We start from the raw sequence: 16,382 nt of genomic DNA, 5'->3' as shown, positions 1-16,382 counted from the left end.
ATATATGGAAATTTTAAAACAGATCCTTTCATCGGATTTAGGCTCATCATTCAATGATGCTTCATTTCTGGTTTTCCGGGTACTCCTTGCCATTCAGCTGTTCAGAGTGCATGGTTTAAAGAAATTCAGGCTGGAAAACGGACAGAGGGAAGTGATTCCAAATCCTCTGGGATTGCCTGATCAACTCAATGCCATCGTTGCATCATTGGCCGATCTGGTGGTTCCGTTTCTGATCATTTTAGGATTGGGAACCAGGCTTGCGGTTTTACCGACAATCGGGGTGACGGCTATCGGATATTTTGTGGTTCACAGAAAAGATTCACCGGAAGTGCGGGACGTTCCTTTCATGTACACCCTTTCCCTGTTACTGGTTCTTGCATTGGGAGCAGGAAGATATTCACTAGATTATTACTTATTAAATACATTATAAAATGAAAACTTCAATCGGAATTAAAAACGAAAATTTAGCAAAAGTTGCTGAAGTATTGATTACCACTTTAGCAGATGAATTTGTATTGTATACCAAAACAAAAAAAGCGCACTGGAATGTGGAAGGACCGGACTTTTACAATAAACACCTGTTTTTCGAGGCACAATACGGACAGCTGGACGACATCATCGATGATCTGGCAGAAAGAATCAGGACACTGGGACATTACGCACCGGCCACTTTAAGAGAATATCTTGCATTAACGCATTTGTCTGAGCATCATCTGGAATCGAATGACAGCCTGACTTACATCAGGGCACTTCTTTCCGACCATGAAAGTATCATCATTCATCTTCGTGAAAATATTGAAAACTTCGCTGTCGAATTCCGTGATTCAGGGACAAGTGACTACATCACAGGATTACTGGAAACTCATGAGAAAATGGCCTGGATGCTCCGTTCACATTTACAATAAAAAAATGGAAGTAAAACATAATATCGGTTTTGTCACCTTATTGTTAACCATGATTGCCGGATATTGCGATACCGTGACTTTTGTATCGGCAGATGCCCTTTTTTCGGCCCATGTTACGGGAAACTTTATTGTCTTTGCCTATCAGTTTGTGAAAGGATCGGATATTCATGCCTGGGTAAAGCTGCTTACTTTTCCGGTCTTTATTCTTGCGGTTATGGCAGGAGGAAGAATCGCCGGAAAAGTCATCAACCATTATACCCTGTTGTTCTGGGAAGGAGCATTGCTTTTGTCGGCCGGAATTATTGTTGCCGTTTTCAGTTACTATGGAACATTTTCAGAAACCGTGATGTATACTGTGGCTATGATTACCGTTTTTGCAATGGGACTTCAGAATGCTTTCGGAAAACTCTATGCAAAGGAAACCCATGGCCCGACTACGATGATGACAGGAAATGTAACCCAGGCCTCCCTGGATTTCGGAACGCTGTTGTCAAACGGTTTTCACCACCCTGATGCATGGGCAAGCCTGAAGAAGCAGCTGGTTACCATACTTGGATTTCTGGTAGGCTGTTTTTTAGGGGCTTATGCAGGAAAACAATATGGGTTGGTAACATTGGTTTTACCCGGACTGGCAATGATCATCTGCTATTTTTACCACCGTAAAAACTAGCACAGGACTATGGCAGATTACAGGATAATAGATTACCTTTAAAAAATGAATTTCAGTCTTTATTTTTTATCTAAAAATCTACTTAAAATAGTATGTTTTTCGTTGATTTTGATGTTTTCATGCAATATAAAAGCACAGACTCAAGAAAATCCTGCACTGTTGAGAAAACAGATTTCCTCTTCCGCCAATACCGCTCAGAAAATCACTTTATTGCTGCGCCTGAGTGACTATTACATTACCAAAAAAGGAGAGTTGAAAACTGATCTCGACAGTGCCGCTATTCTGAACAGACAGGCAAAAGCACTCAATATGAAATCCGGGGATCCGATGTCTGCCGGAAAAATCATCTTTCTGGAGGCTAAAATAGATAAAGAAAGAGGCCGCAAAACGATTGCTTTTTCCAACATGAAACAGGCGCTTTCTTATTTTGAAAACCATCATTTTAAGGAGCAGGCCGGAGAAGCATACAATGAATTATCATATATGTATGACAATAAACCTGAATACTTTGATACTAAAATCAAACTGAAAGAAAAAGCATTGGAACGTTTTAAGAATTCAGGATCAAAACTGAATCAGGCAGGCGTTTTAAAAGATCTTGGTGAGCTTTACTACATCAAAGAAAATTCTGATAAGGCACTGGGCTTGCTCAGGCAGTCCCTGTCTGTTTATCAGTCCGTTAAATTCAAAGAATTGCAGAGTGTTTATAATCTTATCTCCCAGGTCGAAATTCAGAAGGCAGATTATGAGGAAGCACTCCGTTATGGTCTTCTGGCAGAAAAAACAGCCGAAAGTGTGAATGATTATTCTTTGCAGATGTGCTCTATTTACAGCAATATAGGAATGGTGTATTATTATCTCCGTAAGAATGACGATGCCATGAAGTATTGGGAAAAATCACTGGCCACGGCAAAGAAAAACAAAGATAACAGCTACATCAGAACGGTGGCCAATAATATTTCTACCATGCTGATCAGGCAGAAAAAGTTTAAGCAGGCCATTACCATGATTCAGGAGTACAGAGAAAAGTATCCCATTGTAGACAAGGATTTTGAAATGTCAGAAAACTATATCCTGTTCAGTACCTACACTATTTTAAAGCAGTTTAACCAAGCTGAGGTCTACTACAAAAAACTGGTAGCCTATTACGGTGAAAATGCGGAAAAAAATAACCAGCAGGCCTCATTGCTGCGAAGCTTTGTTTTCTATCATTACCAGACCCGGAACTTTGATAAAATGTACCGTGAAGCCAGACTTTTTGATTCAATTGCTAAAAATAACGGAAATGATATGCTTCGTTCGGAAAATCATTTAATGTGGTTCAAAGCAGATTCCATACAGGGAAAATACCTTGATGCCATACAGCATTATCAGCTGTACAAGAAACTTTCCGATTCTGTTTTTAACGGTGAAAAAAGCAAGCAGATCAACAGTCTTAAAATTCAGTTTGAGACGGAACAGAAAGATAAAAACATTCAGCTGCTGACCCAGAAAGCCAAACTTCAGGATATTAAGATTGCCAATGACACCTTTATCAGATATGTTTTCATCGGGAGTATTCTGGCGCTGATCCTTTTTGCTGCTTTGCTGTATAACCGTTCAAGGTTAAAAAGCAATGCCAATAAAAACCTGGAACTGAAACGTAAGCAGATTGATGAACAGAACGAACAGCTGAAAAAATTACTTTCCGAGAAAGAATGGCTTTTAAAGGAAATCCATCACAGGGTTAAAAATAACCTGCAGATTGTGATCAGCCTGCTGAATACACAGTCCGCTTATCTCGACAATGAAGATGCCCTGATGGCTATCCAGAACAGCCAGCACAGAATGCATGCGATGTCCCTGATCCATCAGAAGCTTTATCAGTCTGACAATCTTTCAATGATTGACATGTCATGGTATATTTATGAGCTGATTACCTATATCAAAGAATGTTATTCATCTGACAGGAAAATTAATTTTACAGTGGATACCGATAAAGTGTTTCTTGATGTGGCACAGGCCGTTCCGATGGGATTGATCGTCAATGAAGCAGTCAATAATACCGTAAAATATGCGTTTCCGGATGACCGCAAAGGTGAAGTTTCTGTTTCATTTAAAAATACCGGTGAAAACCTTTGTGAACTGAAGATTTCAGATAATGGAGTAGGACTTCCGGAAGATTTTAATATCGAAGAAACAGAATCTTTGGGGATGAATCTGATGCGCGGGCTTACCGATCAGCTGGACGGAACCTTCCATCTCGAAAACAAAGGTGGCTTAAAAGTCACCATTACCTTCAGAAAAAATACAGAAATAACTCCTTCAAATTAAAGGCTGATTATTATGAAAGAAAAAATATTAATTGTAGAAGATGAATTTATTGTAGCCAATGATCTGAAACTGATGCTGATGAAAGCAGGTTACCAGGTTACGGGCATTGCATCTTCAGTGGTTCAGGCCAGAAAACTGATTGCAGACAACAAGCCGGATTGGGTACTTCTTGATATCATTTTAAAAGGTGACCTCACAGGAATTGATCTTGCCTGGGAACTGCGTGAGATGAACCTGCCTTTTCTTTATATTTCAGCCAATACCAACCAGTCTACCCTGGAAGCAGTGAAGGAGACACAGCCCTACGGGTTTATGGTAAAGCCTTTCCGGGAGCGTGATATGATTGTTATGCTTGACATTGCCAGATACCGCTATGATATGGAAAGAGGCTGTGAATTGTGTACTGATACCGGAAATAACGAAGTGATTGAAGGAATTATCGGGAAAAGCAAGGTACTTCTGGATGTTGTTGAAAAAATAAGAATAGTCGCTCCTACAGATACCTCTGTTCTGGTGGTCGGGGAAAGCGGAACAGGTAAGGAAAAAGTGGCTCATTCCGTTCATGAGCTTTCAGACCGCAGCGCTCATCCTATTGTTGTAGTCAACTGTGCTGCACTGCCGCATGCGCTTATCGAATCCGAGCTTTTCGGGCATGAAAAAGGAAGCTTTACCGGAGCCAATACATTGAGGATCGGAAAATTTGAACAGGCTAATGGAGGAACCGTCTTCCTGGATGAAATAGGAGAGCTGCCATTGGATTCGCAGGTTAAACTGCTGAGGGTTTTACAGGAAAAAGAAATTGAACGGCTGGGAGGAAATAATACGATTAAAGTAAACGTAAGAATTGTTGCAGCAACCAACCGTTCCCTGGAAAAAGAAGTGGCGGAAGGAAGATTCAGGCTGGATTTGTATTACCGTTTGAATGTATTTCCTATTGAGCTGCCTCCGTTGAGAGAACGAAAGGAAGATATCGTATTGCTGGCTCATTTTTTCCTGAATAAATATGCGGCTTCCTCAAGAAGGAATATCACATCCATCAGTGAAAAAGCGCTGGAGCAGCTGCTGAATTATCACTGGCCCGGAAATATCCGTGAGCTGGAACATCTTATTGAAAGAAGTGTTCTTCTGGCTAAAACTACGGAAATAGAAAACTTTGATCTGCCTCAGATTATTGAAAAACCTACAGAAACACAGAGTCCGCTGAAATCATTGGAAGATATGGAAAGAGATCATATAATGAGTGCGCTTCAGACTTCCAACGGAAAAGTTTCCGGACCCGGCGGTGCTGCAGAGCTGCTGAAAATACAAGCTCAGACTTTATATTCCAAAATGAAAAAACTGGGAATTGATAAAGGGTATAAATAATCCCGGGCAAAGCTAGCCGTAGACCATATTTTCTTTCAATTTTCAATAATTACTCTTCAAATAATTGAAGATACCATCATTATGTCTTTACACAAAATATCAAATCATAAATCAATCAGGTAATTATGGAAAAAGAAACGCTCAGAATAGAAGGATTCAGCGATGGTGTTTTTGCAATAGCCGTTACGCTTTTGGTGCTGGATCTTCATTTTCCTGAAGAACATTCAATACAGAACGGGAATGATCTGCTGGTCTTTCTGAAGAATCAATGGCCGGCATTTCTGGCATTTATCCTTTCATTTTTCAGCATTTTCATCATGTGGGTGAATCATCATAAGATTTTCAAACAGATCTACAGCCGGAATTCCGCAATTATGTTTGCCAACGGGCTGATCCTTTTCCTGGTTTCGGCAGTTTCTTATCCTACCGCTTTGCTGGCAAGGTATTTTGATGGTGAAGCCTCTTCTGTTGTTGTGGCACTTTATACCGGTATTTTTGTTCTGATCAATCTTGCTTACAATTTATTATGGTTTCTGGCCACCCGGAATAAAAAACTTTTACGCCCAGGCATTACCGATGCTGCCATAAAAAAGATCCGTAATAATTACTTATACGGGCTTCCTATTTATATTATTGCATTAATCCTGTCATTCTGGATCCCGGCAGTTTCCCTGATGATCATTTTAGGACTTTGGATTTTCTGGGCGTTGTCTTCAGGGAAAATAGAAATGGGGCTTGACAAACATTATTCAGATTCCCTGAAATAGTGCTTTTTCTCTATTCCAAGTTTCTGCATTTTTGATACCAGCGTTGTTGGTGGTAATCCCAGCAGTTTCGCAGCACCTGTTTCCCCGAAAATACGGCCGTTACATATTTTGATTATTTTTAAAATATATTCCTTTTCAAATTCCTGCAGCGTTTTAACCTGAAAATCCTGATCCGTATTTTGATAATTGATAATTGTTGGAAAATCCATTTCCCTGATCATATCTCCTTTTGAAGTCAGCATGCTTCTTTCAATCATATTTTCCAGCTCGCGGATATTACCAGGCCATGGATTGGCGGTCATCATTTTTATGACTTTCTGAGAAAAACCTGTAATCTTTTTGCCTGTCTTTGAATATAATTTTTCAAGGAAATAATCTGCCAGCAAAGGGATATCTTCTTTTCTTTCCCGCAAGGCAGGAAGATGGATAGGAAATACATTCAGCCTGTAAAAAAGATCACTTCTGAACCGTCCTTCCGCCACTTCTTTTTCAAGTTTCCTGTTGGTAGCCGTAATGATCCGTACATTTACTTTTATTCTTTTGTTTCCACCGATTCTTTCAATTTCTTTTTCCTGGAGAACTCTCAGAAGCCTTGCTTGTAATTCCAGGGGAAGTTCACCAATTTCATCCAGAAAAATAGTGCTGTTATGGGCCTGTTCAAACTTCCCTTTCCGCTGCTCAGTTGCTCCCGTGAAGCTTCCTTTTTCATGCCCGAAAAGTTCGGATTCTATTAAATTGGCAGGAATAGCCGCACAGTTTATCCTGATCATCTTCTTCCCCGAAAATTCTGAAAGCTCGTGAATTGCCTGTGCTATAAGTTCTTTTCCCGTACCCGTTTCTCCAAAGATAATCACATTGGATTGTGATGGAGCTGCCTGCGAGATCTGTTCGAAAATAAGCTGCATGGCTTCACTTTGCCCCACAATTCCCTGAAAGCCGTGTCTGCTTTTCTTTTCTTCTTCAGTTTCTTTCGGAAAATTCCGGATATTTCCCTGAAATGTTTTCAATTGCTCCTGAACATCAATATTATGAAGGGTAATGGAAAGCTGGGTAGAAATGCCGTTTAAAATCCTTTCCGGAATACTGTCTCTTGACATAAAGCTTCTGTAGAAAAGGAAAAGTACATTTTTACTTTCACTGACAGCCGGAAGTCCCAATCCGACAGCCATCCGCATTCCCGAATTTTTAGCTTCAGTAAAACAGGAAGGAAGAGGTGACCCTTCTTTAAGATCAAAAAGCAGCGGTTCTGCGGAATCAAGACAGTTTTTTAAATACCTGTCAAGCTGTTGATCTGTGGTATGGTTCTGATTTTCAATCCGGCCGCCGAGTATTTCAATAGTTCCTTTTACATCCCTGATAATCATACAATCATTGAATCCCAGTTCAGTTTTGAAAGATTTATGGATAACAAACTGAAGCTGTTTCTTATCTAAAATGGTAGAAAACTCTTTGGTTAAACGGGAAATCATAAGCTGTTCTTTCTGCATGTCCTGCAGGCGTTTCATCATTTCTGCATTGGGATCAGAAGGCTTACTCATAGAAATTCTTACTTGAAAGTTTAAAGATAGGAAAAATTGAAAAGATTTATATATGAGTGATTACAATCCCTGAAATAAAAGTTTAACCTTTATTTGTTGAAACATTAAGTGTATGGTAAGGCATTAAGAATAGTAAGATGATCTCTGTTTTAATCATAAGAAACCGAAGGCCTGAAGCTAAAATGGACATCTTTACCCATTCTTTACACTTACAATAACTAAAGTGTCTGAACTTTTGTGCCTTTTGTGGATGAAAATGATTGAAATAAAAAAGATGAACTTTAAAGGTTCATCTTCAGTATATTGAGAAAAGATCTGTTTTTAAGATATGATAAATTCCAAGAGGTCTTTATTGATAGTCGGATGCTCTGTCGTCGGCATACCGTGAGGGAAACCTGGATAGGTGATCAGCTTTCCGTTCTTTAATAATTTAATGGATTTTAATGCTGCATTGGCAATGGGAACAATCTGGTCATCTTCACCATGCATCACCAAAACAGGAATATCCACAGCTTTTAAATCTTCGGTTAAATCGGTTTCTGAAAAGGCTTTGATCCCGTCATAATGAGCAACAATGCCACCCATCAGTCCCTGTCTCCACCAGTTTCTCTGAATTCCGTCTTTTACATCCGCTCCTTCTCTGTTGTACCCATAGAAAGGAAAAGTCAGGTCAAAATAAAACTGGTTTCTGTTGTTCATCGTCTGTTCCCTGATGTTGTCAAAAACTTCCATAGGAACACCGTCAGGATTCGTCTCACTCTTCACCATTACCGGTGGAATGGCACTGATAAGAACCGCTTTCTTAGCTCTTCCATTGGAATATTTGTTGACATAACGGATTACTTCACCACCACCTGTTGAGTGTCCGATGTGTACAACATCTTTCAGATCTAAGAATTCAACCAGTTCTGCGGCATCAGAAGCGTATTGTTCAATAGTGTGATTGTAGATGTTCTGGCTGGAGCGTCCGTGGCCTCTTCTGTCGTGGGTAACCACTCTGTAGCCTTTCTGCAGGAAAAAGATCACCTGTGCATCCCAATCGTCTGATGATAAAGGCCAGCCGTGGTGAAACATTAATACAGGTCCCTGCCCCTGATCTTTGTAAAAAATTTCTGTTCCGTCTTTTAATGTTAATGTGCTCATGTTGTTTATTTTTAATGTTATGAATTGATTTTGTTTAAATATTTTTCTGATTAATAGGCAGTATTTTCACGTACCAGCTGAAAAAGGTCTTCAGCACCGCCATTGAATTTATTTCCGTTAATGAAAAAAGAAGGCGTTCCGTTTACGCCGCTGATGATACCGCTTTCAAAGTCTGTATCTACTTTTTCTGCCAGTTCCTGCTTATGGATATCCGCTTTGAACTGGGGAATGTTGAGTCCCAGTTTTTCTGCAAGTCTTAGCGGGAGACTGTCATCCAGAAGAGCCTGGTTTTCATAAATAGCATCATGCATTTCCCAGAATTTTCCCTGCAAAGCTGCCGCTTCTGCTGCCAGCGCTGCCGTTCTTGCATACTGATGCATTTCTGACAGCGGAAAATTTCTGAATATAAATCTGATCTGATCTCCGAATTCCTTCATTAATTCTTTAAGAACCGGATAGGCTGCTCCGCAGTAAGGACACTGATAATCCCCGTATTCTACAATGACTAAGCCGGCATCTGAGTTGCCCTGAGTGTGGTCAGCACTGCTGACTGATGGTTTAAGTGACATAATTATTTCGTGTTAAGGTTTTCTAATGCTTCTAAAATTCCGTCTGCGCCAGGATTGATGGCGGTGGGAGAGAGGTAGCTCCATTCGATGATGCCGTCTTTATTGATGACAAAAAGGGCTCTGTTGCATTCTCCTTCTTCGTCATTGTAAACACCATATTTCCTGGCTGTTTCTCCCTTGGCTTCAAAATCTGCAAGCAGTGGAAAGTGCAGGTTTCTTGATTGTGAAAATGCCAGGTGGCACCATTTGCTGTCTACGGAGATTCCGAAAATCTCCGCATCATATTTTTTGAAATACTTCAGCATTTCGTTGTATAATGCCATCTGGTCACTACACACCGGGCTCCAGTCTGCCGGGTAAAATGCAAGGATAACATTTCGTCCTCTGAATTCGGATAAGGTAATTTTCTGGTCCGGGGTTGCAAATAATGTAAAATCAGGGGCAACCGTATTTTTTTCTAGCATAGGATTAGTTTTTTAATGGTTGGAATTGGTTTTGGAATTATTTTCCAGGTTTGATGAATACTTTCGTTTGCGGAAACTTCTCTATTTTTCCTTCTTTCAGTCCAAAATTGGTGATGACCACATCTTTCGGGTTTCCTGCCAGCCACTCGCTGATATCAATGGATTCGTAGGTGCCGCTGTTAAATCCGATTAAGACTTTACAGACCGTATCTCCTGTATTTTTGATATAATGCCCGGCTCCCATAGGTACATAGCCAACATCACCTGCATTGAACTGCTCCGTCACAGAAACTCCTTCTGCCAGGAACACCGACATTTCTGCCTGTCCGGAGATAAAATACTGCCATTCGTCCGCATTGGGATGCCAGTGCATTTCTCTTAAAGCACCGGGCTGCAGTTCCAATATAGAACCCGCCATTGTGGTGCTGATCGGAAATTCCTTACGGGTAACCAATCTTTGCAGACCACCACCGGGAATGATTCTTGGCTGCTGGGAATGCAGAGGATAGCGGTGCAGGCTAGTCAGTTCAATATCTGATTCCTCGGGACGGGCTGCAGCATTCACGGACAGTTCATCCGGAACAACTCCTGCTGCGAAGTAAACCTCTTTCTGCGGAAGTTCTGCCACTTCTTCAAGGCTCAGACCTAAATTCTGTGCAACGATTTCAGGAGGCATACTTGAAACAAAATCTGTAACGCTGAAGGTATGGTCTTCTGAAAAATTACCGTTGTCAAAAATCAGGATAAAATGACATTCTTCTGTTCCTGTAGCCTGAATGGAGTGTCCGTAACCTTTTGGAAAATACCAGACATCACCCGGCTCAAAATTATCGGTATAACTTCGTCCGTCCGGATGGATAATGGTGGTACGTACCGTTCCTGAAATCACATACGCCCATTCTGCGGCATTGGCATGCCAGTGAAGTTCTCTCATGCTTCCGGGCTGTAATCTCATGGAAACTCCGGCAATACCTACAGAAGCAGGGAATTCTTTTACGGAAGCACCTCTTGTTGTTCCACCGTCACTGGTACGCGGTTCTTTTTTTTCTAATTCGTATCTGAAACTTAATGATGATGGATTCATAGTATTGTTTTTTGTGATTAATTCTTTTTGCTATTGTAAAGCTACTCCTGAATTTTACTTTTACCTGATGTCATTCGGTGAAAAGGCAAAATGAGTCGTTGAGGATATAGAGGTTCTGCCATTTTTTAAAAAGGCTGGTTATATTGACCTGTCAGTGCTTTATTTTCAATGCTTTTTGCAAAATTCGGGGTTTCCTCATGATTATGGGCGTCAGAAGCTGCCTGTCTGGATGCAGCGGCATCTGCAAGGTTGATTCCGTGTTCTTTCAGATATTCAAACATTTCGGGAGTGGCTGTCGCATGAATTTCATTGGTGTAAAGACAGGTCTTTTCATCAGTCTTTGTTACTTTCAGTTCCCATAAGACCTGAACTTTTGTACGTCCGTTTTTTGTAATTGAATCAGAGATGGAAAGCATGCGGCAGTAATCGGGACGGTGAACATCTGCAACATAATGCTGAACCATCAGTGCATCTCCGATCGTTTCTACATTTAAAGACACTGGCTTACCGTCAAAAGTAACTGAAATAGCAGCTCCGATATGCTGGGTAGAGCAGCGTTGGTATTCCGCGTCCGGCAGATTAAGCAGCCAGTCTGCGATATTCACTTTTTCAATGGGTGCATTGATGATGGCGTTTACACTTGAATGCGATAAGGTATTTTCGGGAGTTTGTAAGATTTCCATAATAATTGATTTTGATTGTTTATCTTATTGATGATGTAAAGCTACAACCCGGTCATTTTAATTTTGCCTGCTGTTCGGTAAACAGGCGGAAAGTGTCGTTGAATAAACTGGTGATGTTCAAATGGTAACAGGGCGAACGTTTCTGAAAACAAAAAAATCACTGTGGGTTACAGTGATTGATATGAATAATTTTTAAATGGGGCTATTGATACAGCCATTTTTTGATCAGTCTGGTATAATTGGGCATCACGGCAAATACCATCAGAAAAACAATAATTCCGGAATTGATGAATCCGTCAGAATAATGATTGGCTGGAATATGTAAATACCGTAAAACAGGAATTATTAAAGCAGGAATAAGTACAGACAGCGGGTAAATAGCTGACCAGGTTGCCAGAAACTGTTTCCAGCGTACCGGAACCTTATTGCCTTCATTTTCTGCAGTAAAAAGAAAATCCAGCCCGGATCTGATCTGGTAATGATCATTTTTTCTGAACAGCGGACTGGCTTTCTCAATGAGTTGTTTCCGGTCCTCTGATTCTATCCACATTTTAAGATGGTTTATCGTATCAAAACGGATAATGACGGTGTATACGAAAGTCAGATCAGGAATCGGACGAACGATCTGAAGATCAATAAAACCTTCAGAATGTTTGGTAACAGGAACAATTTCGTCCAGCCATTTTTCATACTGTGATTGTTTACCATCCAGAATATGATGGGTAATCACTACGGAGGCGCCTTGATTTTCCATAACTGATTTTTTAAGGTTTTATTTAATACGCTCTTTTATACTGCCAGGGAATTTCTGTTTCAGTACCTAATGCTTTAGCAGAATGGATGGCAAAATAAGGATCTCTCAGATGTTCCCGGGCGATGATCACCAGGTCAGCATCCCCGTTGGCAATAATATCATTGGCCTGTTCTGCTTCTGTAATCATTCCGACAGCTCCTGCCAGAATCCCGGTCTGCTCTTTAATGGCTTTTGCAAAAGGAACCTGATATCCCGGAAACACTTTATCCTTGCTTACATTGGTAAATCCTCCGCCGGATGCCGTAATGAAATCTACACCATTTTCTTTAAGAATTTCCGAAAGTCTGATACTGTCTTCCAGAGTCCAGGCTTCATCCGATTCTATATAGTCAACGGCAGAAATTCTTACAAAAAGAGGCATTTCAGCAGGAATAACTTTTCTGATTTCCTGAACGGTTTCTACAAGAAAACGGATCCTGTTCTCAAAACTTCCGCCATATTCATCCTGTCTTTTATTGATTACTGCAGAATAAAACTGATGAAATAAATAACCATGGCCTGCATGAAGCTCAATGGTATCAAAGCCTGCTTCAATGGCACGAAGGGCTGCCTTAACAAACTTCGTCTTCAGTTCCTGGATCTCATCAATCGTGAGTTCTTCTGCAAAAACTCCGTTGAATTCGTGGGCAGAAGAAGATTTCACCGTCCAGCCTCCTTCTTCCGGAGTAAGCGGTTTCATTCTGTCATTGGGATGCTTCAGGCTTCCTTTTCCTCCGGCGTGCCAGAGTTGAACTCCTATCTTTGCGTCCTGCTCGTGGATGAAATTCACAATGTTTTTCCATGCATTTTCCTGTTCATCGTTCCAGATTCCTACATCAGATAATGTAGCCAGACCTTCTTGTGAAACGGCGGTACATTCTGTAAGAATTAATCCCGCTCCGCCCACTGCACGGCTTCCGAGGTGGACAAGGTGCCAGTTGCCGGGAACTCCGTTTTTTGCACTGTATTGCTGCATGGGAGATAATGCAATCCTGTTTTTTAAGGTAAGGTTGCGAATGTGTATGGGTGAAAATAAATTCATTTTTTTCTTTTTTAAATTGTTTTTGAAAATGCTTCAGCTTCAGAAACCGCCTCTGATAAAATTTTCTGTACTTCTTCAAGTATTTTTTGCAGATCAGAGCTTTCTGCTGAAGCTGTTTCAAGAATATCGAGTTTTTCCTTTAAAAGAGGATGTAATCCCATGATGGCAATGCTGGATTTCAGATCATGAGCCCACAGTTTAACACCGGCAAAATCCAGATTTTCATAGGCCGTTGTCAGTTTCTGTACATGGTTGGGAATGTTTTCAATAAACTGTTGGGTAACCATTTGTTCGAAACTTCTATCACCACCGCTTACGGTCTGCATATAAGTGAGATCAATATACTGAAAGCCGGATAATGGATTTTCAATTTTCTTTTCGTTTTTATTCTTTTCTTTAAACCCGAATTTGGAAATCAGCATAAACAGTTCTTCTTCATTAACAGGTTTGGAAATGTATTCGTTCATCCCGCGGCTCAGGCATCTTTCTCTTTCGCCTGCCAGCGCATGGGCGGTCATTGCAATGATCGGAATATCCAACCTGAGTTCTTCCCGGATTTTCTGGGTAGCTGTATACCCGTCCATGTGCGGCATCTGTATATCCATTAAAACCAGGTCGCATGCATTGCTTTTGAGATAACTTACTGCTTCAAGACCGTTCGATGCCATATGAAAATCAATATTCCATTGGGAAAGCAGATGCTTCATCAGGCTTTGATTAATGACATTATCATCAACCACCAGAACTTTCAGGGGGGTGTTGGATTTATCTTTAAAATAATGCGGATCAGCGGCTGGCAGCACGGTAAGCTGCTCTTCAGCAATTCCGTAAGGAATATAGAAATGAAAGGTAGTTCCTTTCCCTTGTTCACTGCTTACTTCTATATTTCCGTTCTGCAGGAGAATTAAGCTTTTCACGATGGATAAGCCTAGCCCTGTTCCTCCATAATTTCTTGTCGTCGAATCTTCTCCCTGGTTGAATCTTTCGAAGATTTCAGTAAGCTTTTCTTTGTCGATTCCAATTCCCGTATCTGAAATTTTAAATCCGAGAACTGCGTCTTTCTCCGTCTGCTGTTTACTGTAGATTTTAACAAAGATATTTCCCTGATGGGTAAATTTTATGGCGTTTCCGATGAGGTTTACCAAAATCTGCGTCAGTCTTGTGGCATCTCCTACCAAAGTATCAGGAATGGAAGGGTCAATGGTACTTGAGAGGGTAAGTCCTTTCTCTCTGGCCCGTTCTGTAAAAAATGTTTCTACGGAATTGACCAGTCCGTTGATGCTGAAAATTCCGGGGGTAATGCGCATCATTCCTGCCTCTATTTTGGATAGATCAAGAATGTCATTGATGATGGCCATCAGGTTTTCCCCGGAACGTTGTATGGAAGAGACAAACTCTGCTGAAGTTTCATCCAGAGGACGTTTTTGCAGTAAATTGGTGAAGCCAAGAATCCCGCTTAAAGGAGTCCTGATTTCGTGGCTCATATTGGCAAGGAAATTTTCCTTGGTTTGTGCTGCTACCAATGCTTTTTTCTCGGCAATATCAAGTTCGTTTATGAGTAATCTCTGACGTTTAAACTGTCTGAGGATGTGATAACCTACGACAGAACCGCTCAAAATCAGTAAGATCAATATTGAAATATCATAAAATCTTGCTTTTTGTCCCATTTCTTCACTTTTCTGGCTGAGTTCAACCATATTCAGCTTTCTGCTTTCATATATTTTAGCCGTGATGCTGGTGATTTCATTGGAGATCTTCCTGGCACGCGGGTTGGCAATGGAGGTATTGTCGTCCATATTTCCAACGGACAGATAACGGTGCAGAAGCTTGTCTTTGGTTGTCTTCTTTTCCATGGCAAGAACGCTTAACCGGTGGATCAGCTTTTCTTCTTCAGCATTTACATTGTCTTTGGACAGAGAATCCAGAAAATTTTCAATCTGACTGATTTTTTGATCGATGCCTTCGAGATGCGTGGTGTCATTCGTTGCAATGGAAGCTCTGATTCTGCTTTCCACGCCCAGAATATCACGGTCAATCTCCCGTAAATGATTGCTGGAACGTAATTCGCTCAGCAAGGTATTGTTATTCTGAATCAGCGCCTTGGTATTGCCTGCAGAATTGAGCTGAACAGCTATCAACAGGAGTGAGCCTGCAATAAATGTCAGGATAATAAAATAGCTGAATCGCTTGTTATCCATTACTGAAGATATATTTTTCATAATAACGGTCTGATTTAAAATAAAATACCGGTAAAATTCGGTCAGCCCTAAAATGTTCAGGGATTAAGATCAAAAACGAAGTTAAATTTCTGATGGCCGGCAACGTCTAAAAGACATTCATTCGTGTATTGAGTGCTTTCCTGTAGGCATCTGCCACGGGAATGAATTTACCGTTGATCATAATACCGCCGTCCTGAAGGGTGTCAATTTTACCTACAGAAACAATGTAGGAACGGTGGACTCTTATAAAATGATCCTTAGGAAGACGTTCTTCAGCAGTTTTCATTTTACCGTGAATGGCAAACATCTTTTCTTTGGTGTAAAACTTTACATAATCACCCATGGCTTCTGCATAGAAAATATCATCCAGCTTTAAGCGCCTTGTAATATTGGAATCCCTCACGAAAAGGAATTCATCCCTTGTGATTTCCACATTTTCTTTTCTGCTTTCAAGAATCGTCTGCGCTTTGCTTACTGCCTGCAGAAATCTTACCGGCATAATGGGCTTCAGAAGATAATCTGCAATATTAAGCTCAAAGGCTTCCAGTGCATATTCCTTTTTTGAGGTCGTGAAAATAATGATGGTCTCTTTACCGGAAAGGGTTTTCGTGAGCTCAATCCCTGTCATTTCCGGCATTTCTATATCGAGAAATATCAGATCGACTGAATGGGCCTGAAGATAATGGTAAGCATCTATGGCACTGGAAAACTCGCTGACAATGGAAAGATCCGGAACCTGTTTCGCGAGGTGGGCTAATGTTGTTCTTGCAATATCATTATCATCCACGATTAAGGCTTTCATAGGTATAGTTGTTTATGATTTACAC

At 40.7% G+C, this 16,382-nt stretch carries 16 protein-coding genes; 6 read left to right on the top strand and 10 right to left on the bottom strand.

Going from position 1 to position 16,382, the window contains the following annotated elements:
- The first annotated feature begins 4 nt into the window (after window positions 1-4).
- The 6 genes from ACR1PO_RS01535 to ACR1PO_RS01510 all read left to right on the top strand — a co-directional run bounded on the left by ACR1PO_RS01535 (window position 5) and on the right by ACR1PO_RS01510 (window position 6,020).
- The gene (locus ACR1PO_RS01535; protein WP_433985574.1) at window positions 5-430 is read left to right on the top strand and encodes a DoxX family protein; all 426 of its coding nucleotides are present in this window, start codon (window positions 5-7) and stop codon (window positions 428-430) included.
- A gap of 1 nt (window position 431) precedes the next feature.
- A complete protein-coding gene (locus tag ACR1PO_RS01530) occupies window positions 432-905 on the top strand; it encodes a Dps family protein (protein WP_123899386.1) in 474 nt (157 codons plus the stop codon).
- A 4-nt stretch (window positions 906-909) separates the two neighbouring features.
- Window positions 910-1,575, top strand: coding sequence for a YoaK family protein (locus ACR1PO_RS01525; protein WP_332386444.1), 666 nt, complete (start codon window positions 910-912; stop codon window positions 1,573-1,575).
- A 159-nt stretch (window positions 1,576-1,734) separates the two neighbouring features.
- Entirely contained in the window at window positions 1,735-3,888 is a 2,154-nt protein-coding gene (locus ACR1PO_RS01520; protein ID WP_433985573.1) for a tetratricopeptide repeat-containing sensor histidine kinase, read from the top strand.
- A 12-nt stretch (window positions 3,889-3,900) separates the two neighbouring features.
- A complete protein-coding gene (locus ACR1PO_RS01515; protein ID WP_433985572.1) occupies window positions 3,901-5,253 on the top strand; it encodes a sigma-54-dependent transcriptional regulator in 1,353 nt (450 codons plus the stop codon).
- Window positions 5,254-5,378: 125 nt separating this feature from the next.
- Complete coding sequence (locus ACR1PO_RS01510) at window positions 5,379-6,020, top strand: TMEM175 family protein (protein WP_332386447.1); 642 nt, start codon at window positions 5,379-5,381, stop codon at window positions 6,018-6,020.
- Here the strand turns inward: ACR1PO_RS01510 and ACR1PO_RS01505 are convergent.
- The 10 genes from ACR1PO_RS01505 to ACR1PO_RS01460 all read right to left on the bottom strand — a co-directional run bounded on the left by ACR1PO_RS01505 (window position 5,999) and on the right by ACR1PO_RS01460 (window position 16,357).
- A complete protein-coding gene (locus ACR1PO_RS01505) occupies window positions 5,999-7,558 on the bottom strand; it encodes a sigma-54 interaction domain-containing protein (protein ID WP_433985571.1) in 1,560 nt (519 codons plus the stop codon). The genes ACR1PO_RS01510 and ACR1PO_RS01505 overlap by 22 nt on opposite strands.
- A 321-nt stretch (window positions 7,559-7,879) precedes the next feature.
- Window positions 7,880-8,701 (bottom strand): alpha/beta fold hydrolase, encoded by an 822-nt coding sequence (locus tag ACR1PO_RS01500; protein WP_433985570.1) that lies wholly within the window; start codon window positions 8,699-8,701, stop codon window positions 7,880-7,882.
- Window positions 8,702-8,751: 50 nt separating this feature from the next.
- Window positions 8,752-9,270: a DsbA family protein gene (locus ACR1PO_RS01495; protein ID WP_433985569.1), complete on the bottom strand. Its 519-nt coding sequence runs from the start codon at window positions 9,268-9,270 to the stop codon at window positions 8,752-8,754.
- A gap of 2 nt (window positions 9,271-9,272) precedes the next feature.
- Window positions 9,273-9,734, bottom strand: coding sequence for a redoxin domain-containing protein (locus tag ACR1PO_RS01490; RefSeq protein WP_123899497.1), 462 nt, complete (start codon window positions 9,732-9,734; stop codon window positions 9,273-9,275).
- Between the two features lie 37 nt (window positions 9,735-9,771).
- Entirely contained in the window at window positions 9,772-10,818 is a 1,047-nt protein-coding gene (locus tag ACR1PO_RS01485) for a cupin domain-containing protein (protein WP_433985568.1), read from the bottom strand.
- Between the two features lie 125 nt (window positions 10,819-10,943).
- Window positions 10,944-11,501: a hypothetical protein gene (locus ACR1PO_RS01480; protein ID WP_332386452.1), complete on the bottom strand. Its 558-nt coding sequence runs from the start codon at window positions 11,499-11,501 to the stop codon at window positions 10,944-10,946.
- 202 nt (window positions 11,502-11,703) lie between these two features.
- Window positions 11,704-12,255: a putative antibiotic biosynthesis monooxygenase gene (locus ACR1PO_RS01475; protein ID WP_332386453.1), complete on the bottom strand. Its 552-nt coding sequence runs from the start codon at window positions 12,253-12,255 to the stop codon at window positions 11,704-11,706.
- 22 nt (window positions 12,256-12,277) lie between these two features.
- On the bottom strand, window positions 12,278-13,336 hold the full coding sequence (locus tag ACR1PO_RS01470) for an NADH:flavin oxidoreductase/NADH oxidase (protein ID WP_433985567.1): 1,059 nt from the start codon (window positions 13,334-13,336) through the stop codon (window positions 12,278-12,280).
- Between the two features lie 11 nt (window positions 13,337-13,347).
- On the bottom strand, window positions 13,348-15,555 hold the full coding sequence (locus ACR1PO_RS01465) for a hybrid sensor histidine kinase/response regulator (RefSeq protein ID WP_433985566.1): 2,208 nt from the start codon (window positions 15,553-15,555) through the stop codon (window positions 13,348-13,350).
- 106 nt (window positions 15,556-15,661) lie between these two features.
- Window positions 15,662-16,357 carry a LytR/AlgR family response regulator transcription factor gene (locus tag ACR1PO_RS01460; RefSeq protein WP_332386456.1) on the bottom strand — a complete coding sequence of 232 codons (696 nt, stop codon included), beginning with the start codon at window positions 16,355-16,357 and terminating at the stop codon, window positions 15,662-15,664.
- Window positions 16,358-16,382 lie beyond the last annotated feature (25 nt).

This window comes from Chryseobacterium amylolyticum (assembly GCF_051011775.1).
GTDB lineage: Bacteria > Bacteroidota > Bacteroidia > Flavobacteriales > Weeksellaceae > Chryseobacterium.
Note: the sequence above shows the minus strand (reverse complement) of the source record. Positions and strands in the feature narration are given on the sequence as shown.

Excerpts from the sequence above, each read along its gene's own strand:
- ACR1PO_RS01535 (WP_433985574.1), top strand. The coding sequence starts at position 5 with ATGGAAATTTTAAAACAGATCCTTTCATCGGATTTAGGCTCATCATTC.
- ACR1PO_RS01530 (WP_123899386.1), top strand. The coding sequence starts at position 432 with ATGAAAACTTCAATCGGAATTAAAAACGAAAATTTAGCAAAAGTTGCT.
- ACR1PO_RS01525 (WP_332386444.1), top strand. The coding sequence starts at position 910 with ATGGAAGTAAAACATAATATCGGTTTTGTCACCTTATTGTTAACCATG.
- ACR1PO_RS01515 (WP_433985572.1), top strand. The coding sequence starts at position 3,901 with ATGAAAGAAAAAATATTAATTGTAGAAGATGAATTTATTGTAGCCAAT.
- ACR1PO_RS01510 (WP_332386447.1), top strand. The coding sequence starts at position 5,379 with ATGGAAAAAGAAACGCTCAGAATAGAAGGATTCAGCGATGGTGTTTTT.
- ACR1PO_RS01505 (WP_433985571.1), bottom strand. The coding sequence starts at position 7,558 with ATGAGTAAGCCTTCTGATCCCAATGCAGAAATGATGAAACGCCTGCAG.
- ACR1PO_RS01500 (WP_433985570.1), bottom strand. The coding sequence starts at position 8,701 with ATGAGCACATTAACATTAAAAGACGGAACAGAAATTTTTTACAAAGAT.
- ACR1PO_RS01495 (WP_433985569.1), bottom strand. The coding sequence starts at position 9,270 with ATGTCACTTAAACCATCAGTCAGCAGTGCTGACCACACTCAGGGCAAC.
- ACR1PO_RS01490 (WP_123899497.1), bottom strand. The coding sequence starts at position 9,734 with ATGCTAGAAAAAAATACGGTTGCCCCTGATTTTACATTATTTGCAACC.
- ACR1PO_RS01485 (WP_433985568.1), bottom strand. The coding sequence starts at position 10,818 with ATGAATCCATCATCATTAAGTTTCAGATACGAATTAGAAAAAAAAGAA.
- ACR1PO_RS01480 (WP_332386452.1), bottom strand. The coding sequence starts at position 11,501 with ATGGAAATCTTACAAACTCCCGAAAATACCTTATCGCATTCAAGTGTA.
- ACR1PO_RS01475 (WP_332386453.1), bottom strand. The coding sequence starts at position 12,255 with ATGGAAAATCAAGGCGCCTCCGTAGTGATTACCCATCATATTCTGGAT.
- ACR1PO_RS01470 (WP_433985567.1), bottom strand. The coding sequence starts at position 13,336 with ATGAATTTATTTTCACCCATACACATTCGCAACCTTACCTTAAAAAAC.
- ACR1PO_RS01465 (WP_433985566.1), bottom strand. The coding sequence starts at position 15,555 with ATGAAAAATATATCTTCAGTAATGGATAACAAGCGATTCAGCTATTTT.
- ACR1PO_RS01460 (WP_332386456.1), bottom strand. The coding sequence starts at position 16,357 with ATGAAAGCCTTAATCGTGGATGATAATGATATTGCAAGAACAACATTA.